Source organism: Nonomuraea sp. NPDC059194 (assembly GCF_042754765.1).
GTDB lineage: Bacteria > Actinomycetota > Actinomycetes > Streptosporangiales > Streptosporangiaceae > Nonomuraea.
Genome location: NZ_JBHZBH010000003.1, coordinates 205,898 through 230,026 on the forward strand (window position 1 = coordinate 205,898; position 24,129 = coordinate 230,026).

At 70.2% G+C, this 24,129-nt stretch carries 21 protein-coding genes; 12 read left to right on the top strand and 9 right to left on the bottom strand.

All coding sequences use genetic code 11. The features are described 5' to 3' along the window. Positions 1-27: 27 nt before the first annotated feature. Positions 28-1,467 carry a hypothetical protein gene (locus ACFXJ8_RS06305; protein ID WP_379642754.1) on the top strand — a complete coding sequence of 480 codons (1,440 nt, stop codon included), beginning with the start codon at positions 28-30 and terminating at the stop codon, positions 1,465-1,467. A 289-nt stretch (positions 1,468-1,756) separates the two neighbouring features. Here the strand turns inward: ACFXJ8_RS06305 and ACFXJ8_RS06310 are convergent, their stop codons facing one another. From ACFXJ8_RS06310 to ACFXJ8_RS06325, 4 genes are all read right to left on the bottom strand, one after another. Next, positions 1,757-2,509, bottom strand: a complete 753-nt coding sequence (locus ACFXJ8_RS06310; protein ID WP_379642755.1) for a succinate dehydrogenase/fumarate reductase iron-sulfur subunit — start codon at positions 2,507-2,509, stop codon at positions 1,757-1,759. Beyond that, positions 2,506-4,383 carry a fumarate reductase/succinate dehydrogenase flavoprotein subunit gene (locus ACFXJ8_RS06315; RefSeq protein WP_379642756.1) on the bottom strand — a complete coding sequence of 626 codons (1,878 nt, stop codon included), beginning with the start codon at positions 4,381-4,383 and terminating at the stop codon, positions 2,506-2,508. Before ACFXJ8_RS06315 ends, ACFXJ8_RS06310 begins: the two co-directional genes overlap by 4 nt. Positions 4,384-4,392: 9 nt before the next feature. Beyond that, entirely contained in the window at positions 4,393-5,178 is a 786-nt protein-coding gene (locus ACFXJ8_RS06320; protein WP_379642757.1) for a hypothetical protein, read from the bottom strand. 211 nt (positions 5,179-5,389) lie between these two features. Next, positions 5,390-6,331: a LysR family transcriptional regulator gene (locus tag ACFXJ8_RS06325; protein WP_379642758.1), complete on the bottom strand. Its 942-nt coding sequence runs from the start codon at positions 6,329-6,331 to the stop codon at positions 5,390-5,392. A gap of 143 nt (positions 6,332-6,474) precedes the next feature. Between ACFXJ8_RS06325 and ACFXJ8_RS06330 the strand changes: the two genes are divergently transcribed. The 4 genes from ACFXJ8_RS06330 to ACFXJ8_RS06345 all read left to right on the top strand — a co-directional run bounded on the left by ACFXJ8_RS06330 (position 6,475) and on the right by ACFXJ8_RS06345 (position 10,628). Next, positions 6,475-7,245 (top strand): succinate dehydrogenase cytochrome b subunit, encoded by a 771-nt coding sequence (locus ACFXJ8_RS06330; protein ID WP_379642759.1) that lies wholly within the window; start codon positions 6,475-6,477, stop codon positions 7,243-7,245. Beyond that, positions 7,242-9,167 carry a fumarate reductase/succinate dehydrogenase flavoprotein subunit gene (locus ACFXJ8_RS06335; protein ID WP_379642760.1) on the top strand — a complete coding sequence of 642 codons (1,926 nt, stop codon included), beginning with the start codon at positions 7,242-7,244 and terminating at the stop codon, positions 9,165-9,167. The genes ACFXJ8_RS06330 and ACFXJ8_RS06335 overlap by 4 nt, the downstream gene beginning before the upstream one ends. Continuing rightward, a complete protein-coding gene (locus ACFXJ8_RS06340; RefSeq protein ID WP_379642761.1) occupies positions 9,164-9,904 on the top strand; it encodes a succinate dehydrogenase/fumarate reductase iron-sulfur subunit in 741 nt (246 codons plus the stop codon). Before ACFXJ8_RS06335 ends, ACFXJ8_RS06340 begins: the two co-directional genes overlap by 4 nt. Positions 9,905-10,022: 118 nt before the next feature. Continuing rightward, positions 10,023-10,628 (top strand): DNA-binding response regulator, encoded by a 606-nt coding sequence (locus ACFXJ8_RS06345; protein WP_379642762.1) that lies wholly within the window; start codon positions 10,023-10,025, stop codon positions 10,626-10,628. A 2-nt stretch (positions 10,629-10,630) separates the two neighbouring features. On the opposite strand, the gene ACFXJ8_RS06350 is transcribed toward ACFXJ8_RS06345, so the two are convergent. Further along, a complete protein-coding gene (locus ACFXJ8_RS06350; RefSeq protein ID WP_379642763.1) occupies positions 10,631-12,361 on the bottom strand; it encodes a hypothetical protein in 1,731 nt (576 codons plus the stop codon). Between the two features lie 120 nt (positions 12,362-12,481). Here ACFXJ8_RS06350 and ACFXJ8_RS06355 point away from each other — a divergent pair, with 120 nt between their 5' ends. From ACFXJ8_RS06355 to ACFXJ8_RS06365, 3 genes are all read left to right on the top strand, one after another. After that, positions 12,482-12,850 (top strand): nuclear transport factor 2 family protein, encoded by a 369-nt coding sequence (locus ACFXJ8_RS06355; protein ID WP_379642764.1) that lies wholly within the window; start codon positions 12,482-12,484, stop codon positions 12,848-12,850. Between the two features lie 140 nt (positions 12,851-12,990). Beyond that, positions 12,991-14,628 (top strand): ABC transporter ATP-binding protein, encoded by a 1,638-nt coding sequence (locus tag ACFXJ8_RS06360; RefSeq protein ID WP_379642765.1) that lies wholly within the window; start codon positions 12,991-12,993, stop codon positions 14,626-14,628. Between the two features lies 1 nt (position 14,629). Beyond that, a complete protein-coding gene (locus ACFXJ8_RS06365; RefSeq protein WP_379642766.1) occupies positions 14,630-16,387 on the top strand; it encodes an ABC transporter ATP-binding protein in 1,758 nt (585 codons plus the stop codon). Here the strand turns inward: ACFXJ8_RS06365 and ACFXJ8_RS06370 are convergent, their stop codons facing one another. Next, on the bottom strand, positions 16,388-17,503 hold the full coding sequence (locus ACFXJ8_RS06370) for an alpha/beta hydrolase family protein (protein WP_379642767.1): 1,116 nt from the start codon (positions 17,501-17,503) through the stop codon (positions 16,388-16,390). It lies immediately after the preceding gene. A gap of 108 nt (positions 17,504-17,611) precedes the next feature. On the opposite strand from ACFXJ8_RS06370, the gene ACFXJ8_RS06375 reads away from it, so the two are divergent. The 4 genes from ACFXJ8_RS06375 to ACFXJ8_RS06390 are packed head-to-tail and all read left to right on the top strand — an operon-like array spanning position 17,612 to position 21,458. Beyond that, entirely contained in the window at positions 17,612-18,715 is a 1,104-nt protein-coding gene (locus ACFXJ8_RS06375; RefSeq protein WP_379642768.1) for a sensor histidine kinase, read from the top strand. Further along, positions 18,712-19,362 (top strand): response regulator, encoded by a 651-nt coding sequence (locus ACFXJ8_RS06380; protein WP_379642769.1) that lies wholly within the window; start codon positions 18,712-18,714, stop codon positions 19,360-19,362. Before ACFXJ8_RS06375 ends, ACFXJ8_RS06380 begins: the two co-directional genes overlap by 4 nt. 37 nt (positions 19,363-19,399) lie before the next feature. Next, a complete protein-coding gene (locus ACFXJ8_RS06385) occupies positions 19,400-20,869 on the top strand; it encodes an ATP-binding protein (RefSeq protein ID WP_379642770.1) in 1,470 nt (489 codons plus the stop codon). A 58-nt stretch (positions 20,870-20,927) separates the two neighbouring features. Then, positions 20,928-21,458 carry a DUF6461 domain-containing protein gene (locus ACFXJ8_RS06390; protein ID WP_379642771.1) on the top strand — a complete coding sequence of 177 codons (531 nt, stop codon included), beginning with the start codon at positions 20,928-20,930 and terminating at the stop codon, positions 21,456-21,458. Here ACFXJ8_RS06390 and ACFXJ8_RS06395 read toward each other — a convergent pair. The 3 genes from ACFXJ8_RS06395 to ACFXJ8_RS06405 form a co-directional block, all read right to left on the bottom strand. Then, the gene (locus tag ACFXJ8_RS06395) at positions 21,433-21,567 is read right to left on the bottom strand and encodes a type II toxin-antitoxin system PemK/MazF family toxin (protein WP_379642931.1); all 135 of its coding nucleotides are present in this window, start codon (positions 21,565-21,567) and stop codon (positions 21,433-21,435) included. The genes ACFXJ8_RS06390 and ACFXJ8_RS06395 overlap by 26 nt on opposite strands. 6 nt (positions 21,568-21,573) lie before the next feature. Next, the gene (locus ACFXJ8_RS06400) at positions 21,574-21,804 is read right to left on the bottom strand and encodes a ribbon-helix-helix domain-containing protein (RefSeq protein ID WP_379642772.1); all 231 of its coding nucleotides are present in this window, start codon (positions 21,802-21,804) and stop codon (positions 21,574-21,576) included. Positions 21,805-22,064: 260 nt separating this feature from the next. After that, positions 22,065-24,128, bottom strand: a complete 2,064-nt coding sequence (locus ACFXJ8_RS06405) for a DPP IV N-terminal domain-containing protein (protein WP_379642773.1) — start codon at positions 24,126-24,128, stop codon at positions 22,065-22,067. Position 24,129 lies beyond the last annotated feature (1 nt).

Genomic DNA, 24,129 nt, shown 5'->3' on the forward strand with positions numbered 1-24,129 from the left:
GCTTTGGCACCCAGGCGACTGACAGCCGTGTCCGCCTTACTGCTCTCCCTAGGCATCAGCGGCGGCGTGGTGCTGGCGGCGGTCCCGCTCATCAGCCACGCCGCCAGCGCGTCCATCGTGGTGCGGGACCCCGGCGACGTGGTCCCGCCGTGCGACGCGGGACAGAACTGTGAGCCAACCGAGGTCGTCACCACCGTCACGATCACGTCCACGCTCCCGACGCCGACGCCGACCGACCCCGTCACGACCGTGACGACCACGGTGACGCCGAAGGCGACGAAGACCACCAAGGCGCCCGAGCCGGAGCAGCCGACGACCAAGCCGCCGACGACGCAGGCGCCGCCCGTGCAGCCGCCGCCGGTGGTGCCCTCGACCGACGTCAGCGTGCCGCAGACGACCCCGGAGACCTCCGACCCCGCGCCGACGTTCTCCTTCCCTTCGGTGCAGGAGACGCCCTCGCAGGAGACGCCCACCGCCGACACCACCACCAGCTCCTCCGAGTCGGAGGAGCTGGTGGTGCGCAACGCCGCGCCGGAGTACGACCAGGTCCAGCTCAGCCGCAAGCTCGGCATCCCCGCTCTGGTGCTGGTGCTGCTGGCGCTGTTCGCGGTGCTGATCTTCGAGGGACGGCTGCGCAGGCTCGCCCACGCCGCCGCCGTCCGTAGGGCGGGCCCGCAGGGGCCTGGACGCCACCGGGGCGACCCCGTTCCCGAGCCGTACGGTTACCCGGCCGGGCCCGGCTTCGCCGGACCCGTCCCCGCCTACGCGCCGATCATCAGCTTCGTGCCGGTCCAGACCTACCCCGGAGGCCCCGCTCAGTACGCGCCGGTCTACCAGCAGCCCTTCCCCCAGGACCCCTCGATGTACGGCCAGGCGGGCCCCACGGCCGATTACCCCACCTACGCGCCGCCTGGCTACCCACAGCCCGGCTACCCGCAGCCCGGACACCCGCACCAGGAATACGTCCAGCCGGAGTACGTCCAGCCCGAGGACATGGGGGGCCAGGACCAGCCGCCCGGCGAGTTCAACGCCTTCCAGCCGCGCGAGTTCCAGGTGGCGGGCGACGACCCGCTGCCGCCCGACGTGGTGTCAGGGCAGGCGCAGTACCGCGACCTGTTCGAGCCGCTCGTGCCGCCGGACCAGCCGGCGCTCGGCGACATTCCGCCCGGTGGCGACGCCCCCTACGACGACCGGCACCACTCCGGCCACGGCGGCGGCGTGCCGTCGGTCTCGGAGACGGGCGACGCCGAGCCGTGGAAGCTCGACGACGCGACCCCGGAACCGAACGCGGCCGAGCCGGGGAGGCCCGACGACGCGGCCCTGGAGGTGGGGTCGTGGTTCGATGACGCGGCCTCGGGTGCAGGCGCTGCCGAGCCGGGGAGGTTCGACGATGCGGCCCCGGTGGATGACGGCACGATGATCCTGCCGCTACGGGAGGACGAGGACCGCGACCGCCGCGAGTTCTGAACCCCGGCGAGCGCCTGACGGCCCGCGACCCGGTGGGTCTGACGGCTCGGGACCCCGGTGGCGTCTGACGGATCGCCGTGACGGCGGGTGGCGAAGTCCCGCTGGAGAAGCGCACGGGGACGGGTGCGCGCCCACGGCGGCGGTCGGCGCCTGACCCGGCGGCAGCCGTACCGGATGGGCTGGGCGGACGGCACGGAGACGCGGGACGGCCGCGAAGAGGGTGCCTGAGAAAGACACCCGCGAAGACAGAGCAGGGCCGCCCGGATGAGCACGGGCGGCCCAGAGAACGTCAGCTCTGGCGTTTGAAGATTTTGTTGCCGAGCCAGACCAGCGGGTCGTACTTGCGGTCGACGACGCGTTCCTTCATCGGGATCAGCGCGTTGTCAGTGATCTTGATGTGTTCCGGGCAGACCTCGGTGCAGCACTTGGTGATGTTGCAGTACGCCAGCCCGTGATCCTTCTGCGCCGACTCCTTGCGGTCGGCCACGTCGTACGGGTGCATGTCCAGCTCGGCGATCCGCATGAGGAACCTCGGCCCCGAGAAGGCGGGCTTGTTCTCCTCGTGGTCGCGGATCACGTGGCACACGTTGTTGCACATGAAGCACTCGATGCACTTGCGGAACTCCTGCGAGCGCTCGACGTCGACCTGCTTCATCCGGTACTCGCCGGGGCGCACGTCGGCCGGTGGCGTGAAGGACGGCACCTCCCTGGCCTTCTGGTAGTTGAACGACACGTCGCACACCAGGTCCTTGATGACGGGGAAGGTGCGCATCGGCGTGACCGTGATCGTCTCGTCCTCCGCGAAGGTGGACATGCGGGTCATGCAGCCGAGCCGTGGCTTGCCGTTGATCTCCATGGAGCAGGAGCCGCACTTGCCGGCCTTGCAGTTCCACCGCACGGCCAGGTCGGGCGCCTGCGTCGCCTGGAGGCGGTGGATGATGTCGAGGACGACCTCGCCCTCGTTGACCTCGACGGTGAAGTCCTCGAGCTTGCCCTCGCCGCCCTCACCGCGCCAGACGCGAAACTTCGCCTTGTAACTCATTCGATCCCGTCCAACTCTTCGTCGGTGAGGTACTTCTTCAGCTCGGCCACCTCGAACAGGGCCAGCAGGTCGTCGCGCATCGGGGACTGCTGCTTCTCTTCGACGGTGACGGCCGAGCCGTCGGGGGTGGCGGAGCAGACGAGCAGCTTGCGCCGCCACTCGGCGTTCATACCGGGGAAGTCGTCGCGGGTGTGGCCGCCCCTGCTCTCCTCGCGCAGCAGCGCGGCCTTGGCCACGCACTCGGAGACGAGCAGCATGTTGCGCAGGTCGAGCGCGAGGTGCCAGCCGGGGTTGTAGATCCGGCCGCCCGCCGCGCCGACGAGGTGGACGCGCTCCTTCAGCTTCTCCACGACCTCCAGGGCCTCGGCGACCTCGCCGGCCTTGCGGATGATGCCGACCAGGTCGTTCATGGTCCGCTGGAGCTCATGGTGCACCTCGTAGGGGTTCTCGCCGGAGCGCTCGAGCGGCTCGAGCGCCTCGACCCGCGCGGCGTCGACGCTGTCCGGTGACACGGCGGGCCGCGCGGCGAGGGAGTCGACGTAGGCGGACGCTCCGGCGCCCGCGCGCCTGCCGAACACCAGCAGGTCCGACAGCGAGTTGCCGCCCAGCCTGTTGGAGCCGTGCATGCCGCCCGAGACCTCTCCGGCGGCGAACAGCCCTGGTACGGCCGCGGCGCCGGTGTCGGCGTCGACCTCGACGCCGCCCATGATGTAGTGGCAGGTCGGGCCTACCTGCATGGGCTCGGCGGTGATGTCGACGTCGGCCAGTTCCTTGAACTGGTGGTGCATCGACGGCAGCCGCTTGATGATCTCGGCGGCCGGAAGCCTGGTGGAGACGTCGAGGAACACGCCGCCCTGCGGCGATCCGCGCCCGGCCTTCACCTCGGAGTTGATCGCGCGGGCCACCTCGTCACGCGGCAGCAGCTCGGGCGGGCGGCGGTTGTTGGCCTGGTCGGTGTACCAGCGGTCGCCCTCCTCCTCGGTGGTGGCGTACTTGTCCTTGAACACCTCGGGGATGTAGTTGAACATGAACCGCTCGCCGGCCGAGTTGCGCAGCACGCCGCCGTCGCCGCGGACCGACTCGGTGACCAGGATGCCGCGCACGGACGGCGGCCACACCATGCCGGTCGGGTGGAACTGGATGAACTCCATGTTGATGAGCTGCGCCCCGGCGAGCAGGGCCAGGGCGTGGCCGTCGCCGGTGTACTCCCAGGAGTTGGACGTCACCACGTACGACTTGCCGATGCCGCCGGTGGCCAGCACAACAGCGGGAGCGTCGAACAGCACGAAGTTGCCGGTCTCGCGCCAGTACCCGAACGCGCCGGAGATCGCGTCGCCGTCCTTGAGGAGGCGGGTGACGGTGCACTCGGCGAACACCTTGATGTAGGCCTCGTAGTCGCCGTGGTTCTCGTAGTCCTCCTGCTGCAGGGCGACGACGCGCTGCTGCAGGGTGCGGATCAGCTCCAGCCCGGTACGGTCGCCCACGTGCGCGAGACGCGGGTACTCGTGGCCGCCGAAGTTGCGCTGGCTGATCTTCCCGTCCTTCGTACGGTCGAACAGCGCGCCCCACGCCTCCAGCTCCCACACCCGGTCGGGAGCCTCCTTGGCGTGCAGTTCGGCCATGCGCCAGTTGTTCAGGAACTTGCCGCCGCGCATGGTGTCGCGGAAGTGCACCATCCAGTTGTCGTCAGGGTTGACGTTGCCCATGGCCGCGGCGGCGCCGCCCTCGGCCATGACCGTGTGGGCCTTGCCGAACAGCGACTTGCACACGATCGCGGTGCGCTTGCCCTGCTGGCGGGCCTCGATGGCGGCCCGAAGCCCCGCGCCGCCCGCGCCGATGACGACGACGTCGTATTCGTGACGCTCGATTTCCACTTGAGGTCCTTACGCGTACGGGAAGTTGATGATGCCCTTGGCCACGAGGCGGACGTAGAGGTCCGCGCCCATCACCGAGAACATCGACGCCCACGCCAGTTGCTGGTGCTTGGCGTTGAGCTTGGAGACGAACGTCCAGGCCTTGTAGCGCAGCGGGTGGCGCGAGAAGTGGTTGAGCCGTCCCGCGGTGATGTGCCTGCAGGAGTGGCACGACAGCGTGTACAGGTTGATGAGGATCGCGTTGGCGATCAGGATCCAGGTGCCGAGTCCGAGCGGCGTGTGGATCAGCGCGAGCACCGCGTCGTAGGCGAGGACGAGGCCGATCAGGATGGCCGCGTAGAAGAAGTAGCGGTGGACGTTCTGCATGATCAGCGGGAAGCGCGCCTCGCCGGTGTACTTGCCGTGCGGCTCCTGGACGGCGCAGGCGGGCGGCGACAGCCAGAACGAGCGGTAGTAGGACTTGCGGTAGTAGTAGCAGGTGAAGCGGAAGCCGCCGGGCAGGCCGAGGATCAGCAGGCCGGGCGGCAGGGTGTACCAGTCGCCGAACGGCGCGAAGCCGAGGAAGCGGGCGCCCTCGGGACACGAGGTCGCCAGGCACGGCGACGAGAACGGTGCGATGTACTCGGCCGCCGGCACGTAGTAGCTGCCGTCGATGATCGCCCACACGCCGTAGACGAGGAAGGACATCAGCCCCAGGAATGTCAGCAGCGGGGCGAGCCACCATCGGTCGGTGCGCAGCGTGCGCACGGTGATCCTGGCGCGCTCTCGTCTGGGATCAGGGGTCGTCTGGGTCATCGCGGATCTCTCCACCTCCCGCGGAATGGGTGCTGCGAGGGTGGTGGAATCACTCGCCTCTCGCGCATTGGTGGGGGATACGTTACGACGATGGCATCGGGTTGTGTGAGAAGCATCACTCACTTTTTGGATGCCCTGCTGTGATTCCCGTCACCCTTTCCCGCTACGAGGAGTCTAATCACGTCGACGGATCTGCCACAGAGGCGGCCTTTCAGGCGGGCCGGGCGCTTCTGATGAGCTCGACGCCCTGGGGGAGTTCGCCCCCATGATCGGCTTCGGCCAGGAAGAACAGCAGGGTGGCGCGGAAGGCCTGCGCGGCCCTGGTCTGTTCGACGTCCTTGCGGTGCGCCAGGGCGACCGTACGGCGCAGCCCGGGAGGCGCCAGGGGCGTGCCGGTCAGGCCCGGCCTGCCGTCCAGCACCATCGACGGCACCACCGCCACACCGAGGCCAGCCTCGACGAAGCGCAGCACCGCGTCCATCTCGCCGCCCTCGACGGCGAACCTGGGCTCGAAGCCCGCCTGTCGGCAGGCGGCCAGCGTCGCCTCCCGCAGGTCGTAGCCGCGCCTGAACATCACCATCGGCCGCCCGCGCAGGTCCTCTATCCGCACGTACGGCCTGCGCACGCGCTCGTGCGACGGCGAGGCGACCACGAGGTTCTCGCGCAGGATCTCCTCGGTCACCAGGGCGGGGTCGTCGCTCTGCAGCGGCATGATGATCACCGAGAGGTCGAGCTGCCCTCGGGCGAGCGCCCTGACCAGGTCGCGTGAGCCGCCCTCCTCCACCAGCAGTTCGATGCCGGGGTACTCGCGGTGGAAGCGGGCGAGCGCGTCGGCCAGCAGCCCCGCGCACAGGGAGGGGGTGGCGCCGAGCCGTACCCTGCCTTTTCTGAGGCCGGCCAGTTCGGCCACCTCCTGGCGGGCGGTGTCGGCGTCGGCCAGCATCCTGCGCGCCAGCGGCAGCAGCGCCTCTCCCGCGGCGGTCAGCGTGACGTTGCCTCGCGCGCGCGAGAACAGGGGAGCGCCCAGCTCGGACTCCAGCGCCTTGATCTGCTTGCTCAGCGAGGGCTGCGCCACGCGCATGCGTTCGGCGGCCTGGGTGAAGTGCCTGGTCTCCGCTACCGCGACGAAGTAGGCGAGCTGCTGGAGCTGCACTTTCCACAGCGTAAGGGGTGTGAGATTGCTCGCACGGAAGCGGGGGCCAAGCCGCTCTCTGCCGGGGATATAGCCATAGGCTATCGAAACCAGAACAGTGATGACTTGGACGGATAATGCCAGCGTAATTAGCGTCGGAAGATGTGACAGCCACCATTGAGCGCGGATCCGCCACCGCGCCGGTTACCTCCCCCGCGAAGGCGCCCAAGCCACCGGCCAAGCCTTCAACGCCCAAGAAGACCGGCGGGTTCCTGGGCTCCTCGAACGGCAAGAAGGCCGTGATGGCCGTCACGGGTGCCATTCTCGTGGGGTTCCTGCTCCTTCACATGGCCGGCAACCTCAAGATCTTCCTGAGCAAGGCCTCCTTCGACGAGTACGCGCACTTCCTGCGCGTCATGGGTGAGCCGCTCGTGCCGTACCGCACGGTGCTCACGCTCACCGAGGTCGTGCTGTTCGCCAGCGTCGTCCTGCACATGTGGGCGGCCATCTCGCTGGCCAGGCGCGCACACAAGGCCCGCCCGGTGAAGTACGCGGTCAAGAAGTCGCAGGCCAAGGGCTACACCACGCACATCATGCGGTTCGGTGGCATCACGATCGCGCTGTTCGTCATCTGGCACCTGCTCGACCTGACCTTCGGCGTCGTCAACCCGGCGGGCTTCGACTCCAACCCGTCCGAGCGGCTGGTCGACGGCTTCCAGCCCGGCCGCTGGTGGGTGACCGTCTTCTACGTCGTGGCCGTCGTCATGGTGGGTCTCCACCTGCGCCACGGCCTGTGGAGCATGTTCCAGACGCTCGGCTGGTCCAACGGCAGCCGCTACCGGACGCTGAACGCCGTGGCCGCCCTGATCTCGGCCGTCCTGGTCATCGGGTTCCTCGCGGTGCCGATCGCCGTCATGACTGGAGTCGTCAAGTGAAGTACACCGAGGGTCCCGACATCAGGGACGCCAAGGCTCCCTCCGGGCCGATCGAAGAGCGGTGGGAGAAGCGGAAGTTCGCCGCGAAGCTGGTCAACCCGGCCAACAAGCGCAAGCTCAACGTCATCGTGGTCGGCACCGGCCTGGCGGGCGGCTCGGCCGCCGCGACGCTCGGCGAGCTCGGCTACAACGTCAAGTCCTTCTGCTACCAGGACTCGCCCAGGCGCGCGCACTCGATCGCCGCGCAGGGCGGCATCAACGCCGCCAAGAACTACCGCGGCGACGGCGACTCGATCTACCGGCTGTTCTACGACACGGTCAAGGGCGGCGACTTCCGCGCCCGCGAGTCGAACGTCTACCGGCTCGCCCAGGTGTCGGTGAACATCATCGACCAGGCGGTCGCGCAGGGCGTCCCGTTCGCCCGTGAGTACGGCGGGCTGCTCGACACCCGCTCCTTCGGCGGCGCCCAGGTCTCCCGCACCTTCTACGCGCGCGGCCAGACGGGCCAGCAGCTGCTGCTCGGCGCCTACCAGGCGCTGGAGCGCCAGGTCGCGGCCGGCACGGTGGAGATGTTCACCAGGCACGAGATGCTGGAGCTGATCGTCTCCGACGGCAGGGCGCGCGGCATCATCGTCCGCGACATGGTCACCGGTGAGATCGAGCGGCACGTGGCCGACGCGGTCGTGCTGGCCACCGGCGGCTACGGCAACGTCTTCTACCTGTCGACGAACGCCAAGGGCTGCAACACCACGGCGATCTGGCGGGCGCACGAGAAGGGCGCCTACTTCGCCAACCCCTGCTACACGCAGATCCACCCGACCTGCATCCCCGTCTCCGGCGAGTACCAGTCGAAGCTGACGCTCATGTCGGAGTCGCTGCGCAACGACGGCCGCGTGTGGGTGCCGCTGTCCAAGGGCGACTCGCGGGCCCCGGGGGACATCCCCGAGGAGGAGCGCGACTACTACCTGGAGCGGATCTACCCCGCCTTCGGCAACCTGGTGCCGCGTGACATCGCCTCCCGCGCCGCCAAGAACGTCTGCGACGAGGGCCGCGGCGTCGGGCCCGGCGGGCTCGGCGTCTACCTCGACTTCCGCGACGCGATCAACCGTCTCGGGCGCGACGCCGTCGAGAAGAAGTACGGCAACCTCTTCGAGATGTATGAGCGCATCACCGGCGAGAACCCCTACGACACGCCGATGCGCATCTACCCCGCCGTCCACTACACGATGGGCGGCCTGTGGGTGGACTACGACCTGCAGTCCTCGATCCCCGGCCTGTTCGTGATCGGCGAGGCGAACTTCTCCGACCACGGCGCCAACCGCCTGGGCGCCTCGGCGCTCATGCAGGGCCTGGCCGACGGCTACTTCGTGCTGCCGACCACCATCGGCGACTACCTGGCCAACGGCCCCTACGGCGAGCTCGACGAGGAGGCCGTCGCCGAGGCCGAGATCAACGTCCGCGCGAAGATCGACAAGCTGCTGTCGATCAACGGCACCCGCACCCCCGATTCCTTCCACCGCGAGCTCGGCAAGATCATGTGGGACTACTGCGGCATGGAGCGCACCGAGGAGTCGCTGCGCAAGGCGCTGGAGCTGATCCCGTCGCTGCGTGAGGAGTTCTGGCGCAACGTCAAGGTCTCCGGCACCGCCGAGGAGCTCAACCAGGTGCTGGAGAAGGCCGGACGCGTCGCCGACTTCTTCGACCTGGCCGAGCTCATGTGCCTCGACGCGCTGGTCCGCACCGAGTCGTGCGGCGGCCACTTCCGCGCCGAGTCGCAGGACGCCGACGGTGAGGCGCTGCGCGACGACGATCACTTCGCGCACGTGTCGGCGTGGGAGTTCGGCGGCCCCGACGGGCCGGTGCTGCACAAGGAACCGCTCGAGTACGAGTACGTCAAGATGAGCCAGCGGAGTTACAAGTGAACCTGACCCTCAAGGTCTGGCGCCAGAGCGGTCCCGACGACGCCGGGCGGATGGTGACCTACCAGGCCAAGGACGTGTCGCCGGACATGTCCTTCCTGGAGATGCTCGACGTCGTCAACGAGCAGCTGATCCTGTCGGGCGACGACCCGATCGCCTTCGACCACGACTGCCGCGAGGGCATCTGCGGCATGTGCGGCATGGTGATCAACGGTGTGGCGCACGGCGAGCAGCGCGCCACCACCACGTGCCAGCTGCACATGCGCCACTTCGAGGACGGCGCCACCATCACCATCGAGCCGTGGCGGGCCGCGCCGTTCCCCGTGGTGAAGGACCTGGTCGTCGACCGTTCGGCGTTCGACCGGATCATCCAGGCGGGCGGCTTCATCTCCGTTCCGGCCGGCTCGGCGCCCGACGCGCACAGCCTGCCCGTGCGCAAGGAGGACGCCGACGACGCCTTCGACGCGGCCACCTGCATCGGCTGCGGCGCGTGCGTGGCCGCCTGCCCGAACGGCTCGGCCTCCCTGTTCACCGCCGCGAAGATCACCCACCTGTCGCTGCTGCCGCAGGGCCAGCCCGAGCGCGTCACCCGCGCCAAGGCGATGGTGGACCAGATGGACGCCGAGGGCTTCGGCGGATGCACCAACACCGGCGAGTGCACGGCGGTCTGCCCGAAGGGCATCCCGCTGGACACCATCGCCAAGATGAACAGCGACTTCCTGAAGGCGCAGTCCAAGTAAGGCCCAGCACCGCGAGCCGTACCCCTTTCCCGGGGGGTACGGCTCGCGGCGTTTGGGGCGCGATGTCATGCTGTGCTCTCGACGCCATGGGGGCGCGGAGGCGAAGGGTTGGCGGCGAATGATCCGGTTGCTGTTGGCCGAGGACCAGCGGATCCTCCTGGAGGCGCTGGCGACGCTGCTCGCGCTCGAAGCCGACATGGAGGTCGTCGCCACGGTGGAGTCGGGCGAGGCGATCGTGCCCGCCGCGCTGGAGCACCGTCCCGACGTGGCGGTGCTCGACCTCGACCTGCCGGGGATCGACGGGATCAGCGCGGCGGCGATGCTGCGCGAGCGGCTGCCCTCGTGCGCGGTCGTGATCCTCACCGCCCTGGCCAGGCCCGCCCACCTGAAGCGGGCCCTGGCGGCGGGGGTGGGCGGGTTCCTGCCCAAGGAGGCCACTCCCGATCAGCTCGCCGCGGCGATCCGTGAGGTGCGGGCCGGAGGGCGGGTGGTGGACCAGCGGCTGGCGCTGGCCGCGCTCCAAGCACCGGACAGCCCGCTCACGCCGCGGGAGGCGGAGATCCTCCGGCTGCTCGGCTCGGGCGTGGGCGCCCCGAAGATCGCCGCCGACCTGTTCCTCTCCGAGGGGACGGTGCGCAACTACCTCGCCTCGGCGGTGACCAAGCTGAACGCCCGCAACAGGGTCGACGCGGTCCGCATCGCCACCGAGGCGGGCTGGCTCTGAGCTCAGGCGAGCTCGGCGGTGATCGTGAAGCGGCCGCCGGCCGGCTCGGCGGCGAGGTGGCCGCCCGCCGAGGCGACGCGTTCGCGCAGGTTGGCCAGGCCGTGCCCGAGGCTGGTACCGCCGCTGTCCGCCGGGGGCCCGACGCCGTCGTTGACCACGATCAGCCGTGAGGGCGTGCAGGTGATCGTGACGTGCCTGGCGACGCTGTGCCGTAGCAGGTTGGTGACCGACTCCCTGAGCACCGGCGCCAGCGCGGCAGGCGGGTGCCCGCTCACCCTGAGATCCACCTCGATGCCCGCGGCCTCCAGTACGGCTCGCGCCGCCTCCAGCTCCTCGGGGAAGGACAGGTCGCTGGAGGAGCGCGCCATGGCGTACGACTCGTCGCGGACGCGCCTGCTCAGCTCGATGAGGCCGTCGAGGTCGGCGCGCTCATACCCCTTGCGCAGCAGGACGTCGCACTTGAGCGCGATCGCCGACAGGCCGAAACCCGTGAGGTCGTGCACGTCGCGCGAGAGCCGCAGCCGCTCCGTCAGCACGGTCATCCTGACCAGCCGCTCCCTGCTGTCGTGCAGGTCGGCGGCGAGGTCGGCCAGCTTCGCGGCGCCGTAGAGGTTGATGGTCATGGACAGGTTGGCCGCGATCCAGTAGATCCGCACGACGAGGGTGTCGTACGCGCCCACCGCTTCGGCGGGGATGTGCACCGTGCCGACAGCCACCATGACCAGCCCCGCCAGTACGAACGACCACGGCGCTCTGACCTTGAGCAGGATGGAGACGCCGACGAAACCGGCCATCGCGCTCCACTCCCAGCCCAGGAAGGACATGGGCGCCAGACACAGCGCGGCCTGGAGCGGCAGCAGCCATCGGACATGGCGTGGCCACAGCACAACGCCGAACTGCAGGAAGGCGACGGCCAGGAGGAGGGGCAGGTAGCCGACCCTGTGCAGGCCGATGTTGGCCTGTGTCTGCCAGACGTGCAGGGTCAGCGTGACCACCAGCGCGCCGTACATCGGCAGGGGCCGCGTCGGCTCACGGGCGGGCACGGACGTGTCGCGGTGGTCCACGGCCACCTCGCGCACCTTGCCGAGCGTGGCGCGGGCGAGGCCGGCGGCGTGACGGATCTCCTGGGCGGCCTCATGCTCGTGATCCCTGGCCCGTTCCAGCGCGGCCGTGATCGCGGACAGGTGGTCGCCGAGCGCGCCGCGCAGCCGTACGGCGGCGCGCAGCCGTTCCTGGGCCAGCGTCTCCCGCGACAGCTCGTCGCGGGTGGCGTCCAGCCGGCCGGTCAGCCTCGACATGTGCACGAGGATGAAGCAGGCGAGCCCCGCGTTGACGGCGGCGACGAACGGCCATGCCATCTCGCCCACGGTGGAGACCGGCCACAACGACGCGTGGACCGCAGCGGCGACGACGCCGGCCACGACCGACAGCGGCCAGCGGATCCAGTGGCGGACGGCGAGCAGGAGGGTCGCGATGATGAAGCCGCTGCCCACGTGCCACACGCCCGACAGGAACGCCAGCGGTCCGTAGGTGAGCGCCACCTGCGCCGCCACGTACCACCAGCCCCCGCGCGCCGCCCTGGCCACCACCGTGACGATGACGATCTGGAGCGCCAGTAGCGGCCCCACCGCCAGGGCGTGGGACAGGGTCGGGGCGATGGACAGGTTCTTGGTCATCATGACGACCCAGTAGGTGATCAGCCAGGCGGCCACGATCACGCGCGGCAGGTGCATTCCGCACGTCCTTTCCCCCACGGACCGCAGTCCGATCCCGCGCGCCGCGCACTACAACCGTCCCGGGCGTCCCGGGATGCTTGGTGCGTACCAAGAAACTAGCCCAAAAGGGGATATTTCATGACCGACTACCACGGGGTCGTCGAACGCTACCTGGCGGCCTGGAACGAGACCGACGCCGACGCCCGCGCCAAGCTCGTCGCGGACCTCTGGGCCGAGGACGGCGGCTACACCGACCCGCTGGCCGCGGTGACGGGCCACGAGGCGATCAGCGCGGTGATCGGCGGGGCGCAGGACATCTTCCCCGGCTTCGTCTTCACCTCAGGCGGGCCGGTGGACGGGCACCACAACCTGGTGCGCTTCACCTGGAACGCGGGCCCGGCCGGCGTGGGCGAGCCCGTCGTCGTCGGCTTCGACGTGGCGGTGCTGGGTGAGGACGGGCGCATCACCCAGGTCCACGGGTTCCTCGACAAGGTCCCCGCCTCCTGACAGAAGGGGTGCCGACGTGACCGCTGTGGCAGGTGGGAGCCGAAAATGGTTTGCCGCGACGACCGCGACTTTGTCAATCTTGACGAGCTATGCGCTCCCTACCCCATGCCGATCCTGGCACCCCTGACTTTCGCACGCCCATGCGCTACCTCCTCTGGACGGCGCGCAACCAGGCGGGCGCCCTCGCCATGGGCATCGGCTTCGCCACCCTGTGGTGGTTCGCCCAGGCGCTCATGCCGCACGTACTCGGCAGGGGCATCGACGCGGTCGAGGGGAAGGACTCCAGCGCGCTGGCGACCTGGTCGGCCGTGCTGTTCGGGCTGGGGCTCGTGCAGGCCTACGCGGGCATCATGCGCCACCGGCTCGCCGTCTACAACTGGCTGGCCGCCGCCTACCGCACCGTCCAGGTGACCACCAGGCAGGCGACCAGGCTGGGCGCCACGCTGCCCAAACGGCTGTCCACCGGTGAGGTGGTGAGCGTCGGCAACTCCGACATCGCCCACATCGGCAACTCGATGGACATCCTGCTGCGCGGCACCGGCTCGGTCGTTGCGATCATCACGGTCACCGTGATCATGATTTCGACCTCGCTGGAGCTCGGGCTGATCGTGCTCATCGGCGTGCCGCTGATGGCCGTCGCCGTCGGCCCGCTGCTCAAACCGCTGCACAAGCGGCAACAGGCGCACAGGGAGCTGCAGGGCGAGCTGTCCACCAGGGCCGCCGACATCGTCTCCGGGCTGCGCGTGCTGCGCGGCATCGGTGGCGAGCAGGTCTTCGCCGAGCGCTACCGCGAAGAGTCCCAGCGGGTACGGCACGCGGGCGTGCGCGTGGCGCGCGTCGAGTCGATGCTGGAGGGCGCGCAGATCCTGCTGCCCGGCGTGCTGATCGCGATCGTCACCGGCATCGGCGCCTCCTTCGCCATCGGCGGGCAGATCAGGACCGGCCAGCTCGTCGAGTTCTACGTTTACGCGGTCTTCCTGATCGGCCCGATGCGCACGCTCACCGAGGCCGCCGACAAGCTCACCAAGGGCCACGTCGCGGCCCGCAGGGTCGTCAGGATCCTGGCGATCGAGCCTGAGGTGTCCGGGGGCGAGGAGTCCTCGCAGGGCGGCCTGCTGCACGACGTCAAGAGCGGTGTCACCGTCCAGCCCGGCACGCTGACCGCCATCGCGGCAGGCACGCCCGAGGACGCCATCGAGATCGCCGACCGCCTCGGCCGCTACACCGATGGCGAGGTCTCCTTCGGCGGCGCCGATCTTGGATCGCTCCCGCTGCGCGAGGTCAGATCCAGGGTGCTGGTCGCCGACAACAACGCCAGGCTGTTCGCGGGCAGGCTCCGCGACGAGCTCGACGTTCGCGGCGACGCCACGCCCGAGGCCATCGAGCGGGCGTTGCACGCCGCGTGCGCCGAGGACATCGTGCAGGCGCTGCCCGACGGCCTCGACGGCCACGTGGCCGAGGCGGGCAGGGAGTTCTCCGGCGGTCAGCAGCAGCGCCTGCGCCTGGCCAGGGCGCTGGTCACCGACCCCGAGGTGCTCATCCTGGTCGAGCCGACCAGCGCGGTCGACGCGCACAGCGAGGCGCGCATCGCCGACCGGCTGGCCAAGGCGCGTGCCGGCAGGACGACGCTGGTCTGCACGACCAGCCCGCTGGTGCTCGACCGCACCGAGCACGTGATCTACGTGGAGAGCGGCAGGGTGGTCGCCGAGGGCGCCCACCGCGAGCTGCTGGCCACCGAGCCCGCCTACGCGGCCACCGTGACGAGAGGGGAGGACTGACATGGCTCGGGAGATTCTGCCCGTCGCCGACCAGGCGCAGGTGCGTGCCTACGCCAGGCGGCTGACCCTGAAATACCCGCGTGAGCTGACCTTCGCCCTCGCGCTGCACGCCTTGTCCGCCGTGGCGGGGCTGGCCGTGCCGTGGCAGCTCGGCCGGCTGGTGGAGGACGTCCAGCAGGGCGCCGACGTCAACGGCACGCTGGTGGCCGTCGGCATCGGAACGTTCCTGGCGCTTCAGGCGGTGCTGATCCGCTTCGCGGTCCTGGCCTCCTCCAGGCTCGGCGAGAAGGTGCTCGCCGAGCTCAGGGAGGAGTTCGTCGAACGGGTGCTGGCGCTTCCGCTGTCCACGGTCGAGCGGGCCGGCTCCGGCGACCTGATCACCCGGACCTCCCGCGACGTCGACTCGCTGTCGCGGACCGTGCGTCACGCGGTGCCGGAGACGCTCATCGCGCTCGTCACCGGGATCATCACCATCGGGGCGATGCTGCTGGTCAGCCCGCTGCTCATGGCGCCGATGCTGCTGGCCGTACCGATCATCTGGATCTCCACCCGGTGGTACCTCAACCGGGCGCGCGACGGGTACCTGCGCGAGAACGCGGCCTACGCGGACATGACCGAGGGCCTGGCCGAGACGGTCGAGGGCGCCCGCACGATCGAGGCGCTCGGCCTGCAGGAGCGGCGCCACGCCCGCACCGACGGCGACATCACGCGCTCGTGGCAGGCCGAGCGATACACGCTCGGCCTGCGCACGGTGTGGTTCCCCGCCGTCGAGCTCGGCTACATCATCCCCGTGGTCGCCGCGCTGCTGGTCGGCGGCATGTTCTACATCAACGACTGGGTGACGATCGCCCAGGTCACCTCGGCCGTGCTGTACGCGCAGCAGCTCATCGACCCGCTCGACCGGTTCCTGATGTGGATCGACGAGCTGCAGGTCGGCGGGGCCGCGATGGCGCGCCTGCTGGGCGTGGCCAACGTGCCGGACGACCGTACGGCGGGGGCCGACGCCCCGCGCGGCGAGGACCTGGTGGCCACCGACGTCAGGTACGCCTACCGCGAGGGCCACGACGTCCTGCACGGCGTCTCGCTGACGCTGCGGCCCGGCGAGCGGCTGGCCATGGTCGGCCCCTCCGGCGCGGGCAAGTCGACGCTCGGCAGGCTGCTGGCGGGCATCCACGGCCCGCGCACCGGCGAGGTCACGGTCGGCGGCGTGCCGCTGGTCGACCTGCCGCTCGACGACCTGCGCGGGCACGTCGCGCTGGTGACCCAGGAGCACCACGTCTTCCGCGGCACGCTGCGCGACAACCTGCTGATCGCCAGGCCCTCGGCGTCCTCCGACGAGGTGCTGGGCGCGCTGCGGGCGGTCGACGCGACGGAGTGGGTCGAGTCGCTGCCCGACGGGCTCGACACGATGGTCGGCTCCGGCAGCACGACGATCTCGCCCGCGCACGCCCAGCAGCTCGCGCTGGCCAGGCTGGTGCTGGCCGACCCGCACACGCTGGTGCTGGACGAGGCCACGTCGCTGATCGACCCGCGGGCCGCGCGCAACCTGGAACGGTCGCTGGCGGCCGTCCTCGACGGGCGCACGGTCATCGCGATCGCGCACCGGCTCTACACCGCGCACGACGCCGACCGGGTCGCCGTGGTGGAGGACGGACGCATCAGCGAGCTGGGATCGCACGACGAGCTGGTCGCCGAGGGTGGCTCGTACGCGGCCCTGTGGGCCAGCTGGCACGGCGCGCCCGCCCCGACCCCGCGCTGATCACTTCCAGAAGCGCACCTCCGGATAGGACTTGGACGGGCCGTCGAACAACGGCCCGTCCTTGCCCTTCAGGTGCTTGTCGACGAACGCGGCGACGTAGGAGCGGGTGATCTGCAGCGCTCTCTCGCCCCCGATCGTGCTCCCCGGAATGCCCAGCTGCGGCCTGAGCACCGCGTAGTCGACGAAGGCCGCGTGGTCGGCGCCCGTCACGGTGATCCACCGCTTCCAGCCCTTGAGGTTGGCCCACGACCGCTTCCAGGTGGTGTCGCGGCCTTCGGGTGCGTGCTCGGCGGTACCGACCATCAGCACCGGCTTGTCCAGTTTGGTCACGACCGGCTGGAACGTGCCGTCGAGGTTCACCGCCGCCTTCACCCTGGCGTCGGTCAGCAGCGAGTGGACGAGGCTGTTGCCGCCCATCGAGTGGCCGACCGCGGCGATCCTCGACCTGTCGACGAGCCCGCGTCCGGCCAGTTCGTCGAGGACGAACCGCAGGTCGGCGACCCTGACGCTGGAGACCTTCGCGCCGTCCTGCCCCTTCACGCACGCCAGGCAGGAGGTGGTCCTGCCGTCGGGGAAGGTCGTGGCGACCGACTCGTAGGTGTGCTCGACGGCCGCCACCAGGTAACCCCTGCTCGCCAGATCCTCGGCCAGTGAGGTCAGCGTGGCCCTCGGGAAGGAGAAGCCCGGCGACATCAGCACCAGCGGGAGCCGCCTGCCCTTGGGCAGTGCGCTCAGGCGGGCGTACGTCCTGGTCTTCACCAGCGCGCCGGGCGGCACGTCGAAATTCTTCAGGACGGCCGCCGACTCCTCCTTCGTCATGTACGGCGCGCGCCTGCCCCCGGGTTTCGTGGCCGGGTACCAGAGCGAGACCATCAGCTCCCGCTGGTCGGCCTCGGGGTTCCACGGATCGGGGCGGGAGGTGTCGACCAGGTGCAGGGCGGTCGTGCCGACGGGCCGGTCCCCGGTCGGTTCGGGGAGGGCGGGCTTGGCGGCCTCGGTCCGGGCGGCGGCCTCGGTCCGGGCGGCGGCCGGTCCGGCCGCGTCGGCCATGGCGGGGGCGGCGCCGCTCGCGAGCAGGACCGTTGACAGAGCTGCGACAACGAGTGTGTTCTTCACTCGGGCCACTCTGGTCGCGGTCGCGGGAAAAGACCCGACCCGATCGTCGATCGCCGCTTACGACTTTCGTCGTAACATGTCCGGTTCGCCGCGCCGTACGCTCGGAGAATGTTGCTCGGCGTCGCGGTGTTCCTGATCTCCCTGGCCGTCGTCAACGGCCAGATGGGGGTGCCGTCCGACCTGCCGTGGCCGGTGACGACGCTGGTCGCCGCCGTCGCGGGCGTGGCGGCCCGGTACGCGCGGCGCGCGTGGTGGCCGCTGGCCGCCGTGGGCGCTGTCGCGTACGTTTCGTTGGCGATGTGGCCGCCGCTGCTCGTCGCCTCCTACCTCGCGGGCCTGACGCTGCGCGATCGGCGCGGCATCGCCGCCTACGCGGGAGCGGCGGTCGCCGTGGTCGGCCTGTCCGCGGGGGTCGGGGTACTGCTCGGCGGCGCGCGTGAGGTGCTGACCGGCACGTACGCCAACGCCGTGCTCATGGGCGCGGCGGTGATCGGGCTGCCGCTGGTGTTCGGCCTGTGGATCAGGGCCAGACGCGACGTGCTCGCCGCCGCCAGGGAGCGCGCCGACCGCCTCGAACGCGAGCAGGTCATGCGCGCCGAGCAGGCCCGCGCCCAGGAGCGCGCCCGCATCGCCCGCGAGATGCACGACGTCGTCGCCCACCGGGTCACGCTCATGGTCATGCACGCGGGCGCGCTCGAAGTCGGCACCCCCGACCAGCGCACGGCCGAGGCGGCTGCCCTCATCGGCGGACTCGGCAGGGAGGCCCTGGCCAACCTCCGCGACGTGCTCGGCGTCCTGCGCTCACCCGCGCAGGCCGGGCCCCGCGCGCCCCAGCCCACCCTGGCTCACCTCGACGAGCTCCTCGACCGATCGCGGTCCCTGGGTATCACCCTGACCAGGCGCGACGAGGGCGAGACCCGCGCCGTCGCCCTCACGGCCGAGCGCACCGCCTACCGCGTGGTGCAGGAGGCGCTCGCCAACGTTCACAAGCACGCGGGCGAGACCAGCGCCGACGTCGCCATCCGCTTCCTGCCGTCCGCGCTGGAGGTGGTGGTCTCCAACCAGCCTCCCGTACGGCACGCCGCCCGGCTCCCCGAATCCGGCTGGGGCCTCGTCGGGCTGCGCGAACGGGTCGAACTCGTCGGCGGCACCCTCGACGCCGCGCCCCGTCCGGACGGCGGCTTCGAGTTGCGTGCCAGGATTCCCGCATGATCCGCGTTCTCATCGTCGACGACGAGGCTCTCGTCCGGTCGGGCCTGCGGCTCATCCTGGAGGCGGCGGGCGACATCGTGGTCGTGGGCGAGGCGAAGGACGGCGCCGAGGCGATCTCGGCGGTGGCGCGGCTGCGGCCCGAGGTCGTGCTGATGGATGTACGCATGCCGGGCACCGACGGCCTTTCCGCCGCCGCTCGCGTTCTCGGCGCGCCCGACCCGCCCAGGTTGATCATGCTGACCACGTTCGACCTGGACGAGTACGTCCACGAGGCCCTCCGCCTGGGGGCCGTCGGATTCCTGCTGAAGGACACGCCGCCACGCGAGCTGGCCGCAGCCGTACGGACCGTGGCGGGAGGCCAGGCCATGCTGTCGCCGTCGGTCACCAAGCGCCTGATCTCGGCGTTCGTCGACCGGGCTCCGTCTCGAGCGGAGACGGCCAGACGGCGGCTGGCCTCGCTGACAGGGCGGGAGGAAGACGTGATCAGGGCCCTGGCCAGGGGGCTGTCGAACGCCGAGGTCGGACGCGAACTCCACCTGACGGAGGCGACGGTGAAGGCCCACGTCAGCAGGGTGCTGGCCAAACTCGGCCTCGCCAACAGGGTCCAGGCCGCCATCCTCGTCCACGACGCCGACCTTGGACTATAATAAGCATATCTATAATAGGTGGGCTTATCATTGAGGCATGGACAAGCCGCCTGAGATCTTCGACCGGGACTACGAGTGGTCCGAGCTCGCCCGCTTCGTCGCCTATGCGGGTCGTGAGGCGACACTTGGTGTGGTGTCGGGGCGACGGCGCCAAGGCAAGACGTTCCTGCTGGACGCGGTCTGCCGGGCGGCGGGCGGGTTCTACTTCGCGGCCACAGAGGCGACGCGGGCCGAGTCGCTGCGACAGTTCGGCGCGGCCCTCGCCCACCACCTCGGCGAGCCGGTGCCGCGTCGCTTCGCCGGATGGGATGAGGCAGTCTCGGCGCTCATGGGCATCGCCCGTGACAGCCCCGTGCCCGTCGTGATCGACGAGTTCCCCTACCTGGCGAAGGCATCACCCGAGCTGCCCTCGCTCATCCAGCGAGCGCTCGGCCCCCAGGGGCAGCGTGAGGGATCGCCGGTGCGCCTGTTGCTGTGCGGGTCGGCGCTCTCCTTCATGGGATCGCTCCTGGCGGGAACCGCGCCTCTCCGTGGCAGGGCCAGCTTGGAGCTGGTGGTGCCGACTCTTGACTACCGGATGGCCAAACGATTCTGGGAGATCGACGACCCGGCCCTGGCACTGCGCGTCCACGCCGTGGTCGGCGGAACGCCTGCTTATCGACGCGAATTCACGCTGGGGGACGTGCCCAGGGATCGGGAGGATTTCGGTCCGTGGGTGATCCGCAATGTCCTCAACCCCGGACGTCCGCTGTTCCGAGAGGGCAGGTTCCTCCTCGCTGAAGAGCCGGACCTACGCGACACCGCGCTTTTCCATGGCGTTCTGTCGGCGATCGCCGGGGGCAATCACACGAGGGGAGGGGTCGCCAACTATCTCGAAAGGAAGTCGACGGATCTCGGACACGCACTCACCGTGCTCGAAGACATCGGCATGATCTGCAGGGAACCAGACGCCTTCCACGGCAAACGGTCGGCCTACCGCATCACCGAACCGATCCTGAGCTTCTATCACGCGATCATGAGGCCGGAGTGGACCGATCTGGAACGGCCGGGGCTGGCCGCGCAGGTATGGGACCGATCGCAGGCGGCCTTCCGCAGCAAGGTGCTGGGGCCGCACGTCGAGCACCTCGCCCGCCTCTGGACCCGCTGGCATGCCGACCCTGAGACGGTCGGCGGAAGGCCCGCGAGGGTCGCGTCGGGAGTGCTGCCCGATCCTGCCAACAGGGCGGGGCACGAGCTCGACGTGGTGGCGTTCGCTCGCGCCGACGACGGACGAGAGCGGATCGCCGCGATCGGTGAGGCGAAGAGCGGGGACGTGGTCGGGCGAGCACACCTCGATCGCCTGGAACGTGCTCGAGGATTGCTGCTGGCGAGGGACGAGCGAGCCACGCCCGAGACGAGGCTCTTGCTGTTCAGCGCGGCGGGGTTCACGCCGCAGCTGGAGGAGGTGGCCCGGGGGCGCGCCGACGTGCGACTGGTCGGACTCCACGAGCTCTACGAGGGGTCCTGAACTGTCGGTGGTCTTTGACAGGATGCGATCGTCCTTCCCCCCGGCTGAGGAGATCCCGGTGTTCGACTGGTTCAACAGTGGCGACTTCTGCTTCACCTTCATGCGTGACCTGACGCCCGAGGAGGCGTTGCGGCGGATGGGCGCGCAGGTGTGCGACGAGGAGGAGTGGGAGGAGGTCGACGAGGGCGCCGTCACCGCCACGCCGGTCGCGGGCGGCACACTGCTGGTTGAGGACAACGGGTTCGCGGGCACGCTCGACGACGTGCAGCGGGAGCTGTCGGCGGGGACGATCACGGCGGCGGTCTTCCGCAACGTCAACCACGACCAGGAGTTCGGGTACTGGGAGGACGGGGTGGAGCTGCTGTCGTTCGACCCGCAGTTCCCGGCCGACTCGCGGAAGGGCGGCGATCCCGAGCGGTTCGCTGGGCTGATGACGGAGCTCGGGCTGCTCGACGCCGATGGGAAGGACGGGGCGGACACGGGCGTGCATCGCGCGCTGGCGCTGGCGCAGCGGCTCACGGGGCTCGGGGTGGGTCAGGAGGTCTCGGAGGGCGAGGGGAGCGTCAGAGCGGTGCTGGAGGACTACTAGCGGCGCCTTCGACCGCCTCTACGGCCCTGTTGGCAGCGTCGTTGCTGACGATGACGGCTGGTCTGGTCTTGCTGGCTTCGGTCCCTTGATCGGTTCGAGATCGACCCAGTGGATGTCACCGCGACGCACTGCCGACTCCATCCCCAACGGTGGAGTCCCAAAGCTCTGAATCCTCGCTCTGGTCCCATTCGCCGAACGCGATGGCGTAGGACACTTCGAGCTTGGCGGCTCTCAGGAAGGCGATCGCCGCGTGAAGCGCTGCCGAGCGGGACTTTGCGCCAATCTCCTCGGCATATTCGTCGAGACACGCAACGTCCTCTTCGGGGAGGCTCACAGTCAACTTCATACTGTTGATTGTGCCTACGGTACTACCAGCGGTGTAGGCGAATCTTTCCGTCGGCGCTGCCTAAGGGGCGGAGCGAGGCTGGGCGGGGTCCAGGTGTCCAACCACCCAGGTGCGTCAGGGGTGGGGCTGAGAAGGGCGTCCGAGCGTAGCGAGGGCCTCAAGGGGTCGGGCCGGTGGCCCGACTGGGGGAATGGCTGAACCCCACGCGCGAAGCGCGCCTTTGGTGAAGGCCTTGCTTTTCGCGCGTGGGGTCGAGCGTCTTACAGGCCCAGCGACTTCTTGAGGAAGTCGACCTGGAGCAGCAGGAGGTTCTCCGCGACGACCTCCTGCGGCGTCATGTGGGTGACGCCCGACAGCGGCAGCACCGTGTGCGGGCGCCCTGCCGACAGCAGCGCCGACGACAGGCGGAGCGTGTGGGCGGCCACCACGTTGTCGTCGGCCAGGCCGTGGATCAGCAGGAGCGGGCGGTCCAGCTTGGCGGCGTCACCGAACAGCGACGACTGGTCGTAGACCTCCGGCTGAGAGGCGGGGTCGCCGAGGTAGCGCTCGGTGTAGCAGGTGTCGTACAGCCGCCAGTCGGTCACCGGCGCGCCCGCGATGGCCGCGTGGAAGACGTCGGGGCGGCGAAGAACGGCGAGCGCCGACAGGTAGCCGCCGAACGACCAGCCGCGGATGGCGACCTTGGACAGGTCGAGGTCGTCGGGGTACTGCTGGGCGACGCCCTGCAGCGCGTCGATCTGGTCGTCGAGGATGGGCGTGGCCAGGTCGTTGACGATCGCGCGCTCGAAGGCGGGGCCGCGGCCTGGCGTGCCGCGGCCGTCGATGACGACGACGGCGAAGCCCTGCTCGGCGAACCACTGGCTGGTGAGGAACATGCCCTGGGTGGCCAGGACGCGCTGGGCGTGCGGCCCGCCGTACGGATCGAGGAGAACGGGCAGCTTGCGCGAGCCCGGCTGGTGCCACGAGGGGAAGATGACGGCGGTCGACAGCTCGCGGGCGCCCGCGCGGCCGAGGTGGACGCGCAGGTCGAGCCCCGGGCGCTCGGCCAGCGAGGGGATCGGGATGGTCATGCCGCTGGGCAGGACGACGGTGGTGGAGACGCCCTCGTTCTCCAGCGACTGCTCGGTCAGCACGCCGACGCCGCCGGACAGCCGCCCTGAGTAGACGCCGGAGGCGGTGGAGACCGGCATGAGGGAGTGGCCGTCCCACGTCCAGAGCTGGATCTCGGTCGGGTCGCCGCTCGCCCTGAACAGCACGGTGTCGCGGTCGATGTCGAGCACGTCGCGCACCTGCAGGGTGGGCGGTGTGATGGCGCGGTCGCCGACGAACAGCCTCCGGCCGCCCTCGTCGTCGGCCACCCAGACCAGCGAGCCGTCATCGAGGTGGCAGGGAACGCCGGTCACGATCTCGACCCAGGCCTGGTCGGTGTCCTCGCGCACCAGCGTGGAGGCGCCGGTCGCGGGGTCGACGGTGAACAGCCGCAGCGTCTTCTGGTCGCGGGACATCGTCACGATCGACAGCGCGTGGGCGTCCCACGCGGCGGTGGTGAGGTACTCGTGCTCGTACGGCACCGCGACCCGCGAGCCGTCCAGCCGGATGACGTGGAGCTCGGTGCTCGCGTTGGGCGTGCCCGCTGAGGGATACCTCTGGGGTACGGCGGGCGAGTCGGGGTTGGCGGGGTCGGCGATGTACCAGGTCTGGACGGGCGCCTCGTCGACCCGCTCGACCAGCAGCGCGTCGCTGTCGGGCGACCACCAGTAGCCGCGGTAGCGGTCCATCTCCTCGGCGGCGATGAACTCGGCCAGGCCGTAGGTGACGGTGTCGGTCTCGGGGGTGGCCAGGGTGTGGTCCTCGCCGGTGGCGAGGTTCTGGACGTGGAAGCTGCCCCCGGTCACGTAGGCGACATGTCGCCCGTCGGGGGACAGGCGCGGGTCGATGACCGCGCCGGGCGTCTCCAACCGGCGGGTGGCGCCCGAGGCCACGTCGGTGACGTACAGGCCGCCGGACAGCGCGAACGCGGCGGTCGTGACGGCGGAGTCGGTGGCATAGGCGACCACGCCGCCCGCCTGCTCCCTGCTGCGCTCGCGGCGGGCGCGCTCCTCCGGCGGGAGGTTCTCCTCGTCGGCGTCGATGCGGGGGTCGAGCAGGAGGCGTTCGACGTGGGTGGCGGTGTCGAGCTCCCACAGGCAGGTCACCGGGTCGGTGCCGGACTGCGTGCGCAGGAACAGGACGCGGGCGCCGTCGGGGGAGATCGTGAAGCCTCTGGGCACTCCGAGGGTGAACCGGCGGGTCCGTGCGTGCAGACGTGGGAAGCTCTCACTCATA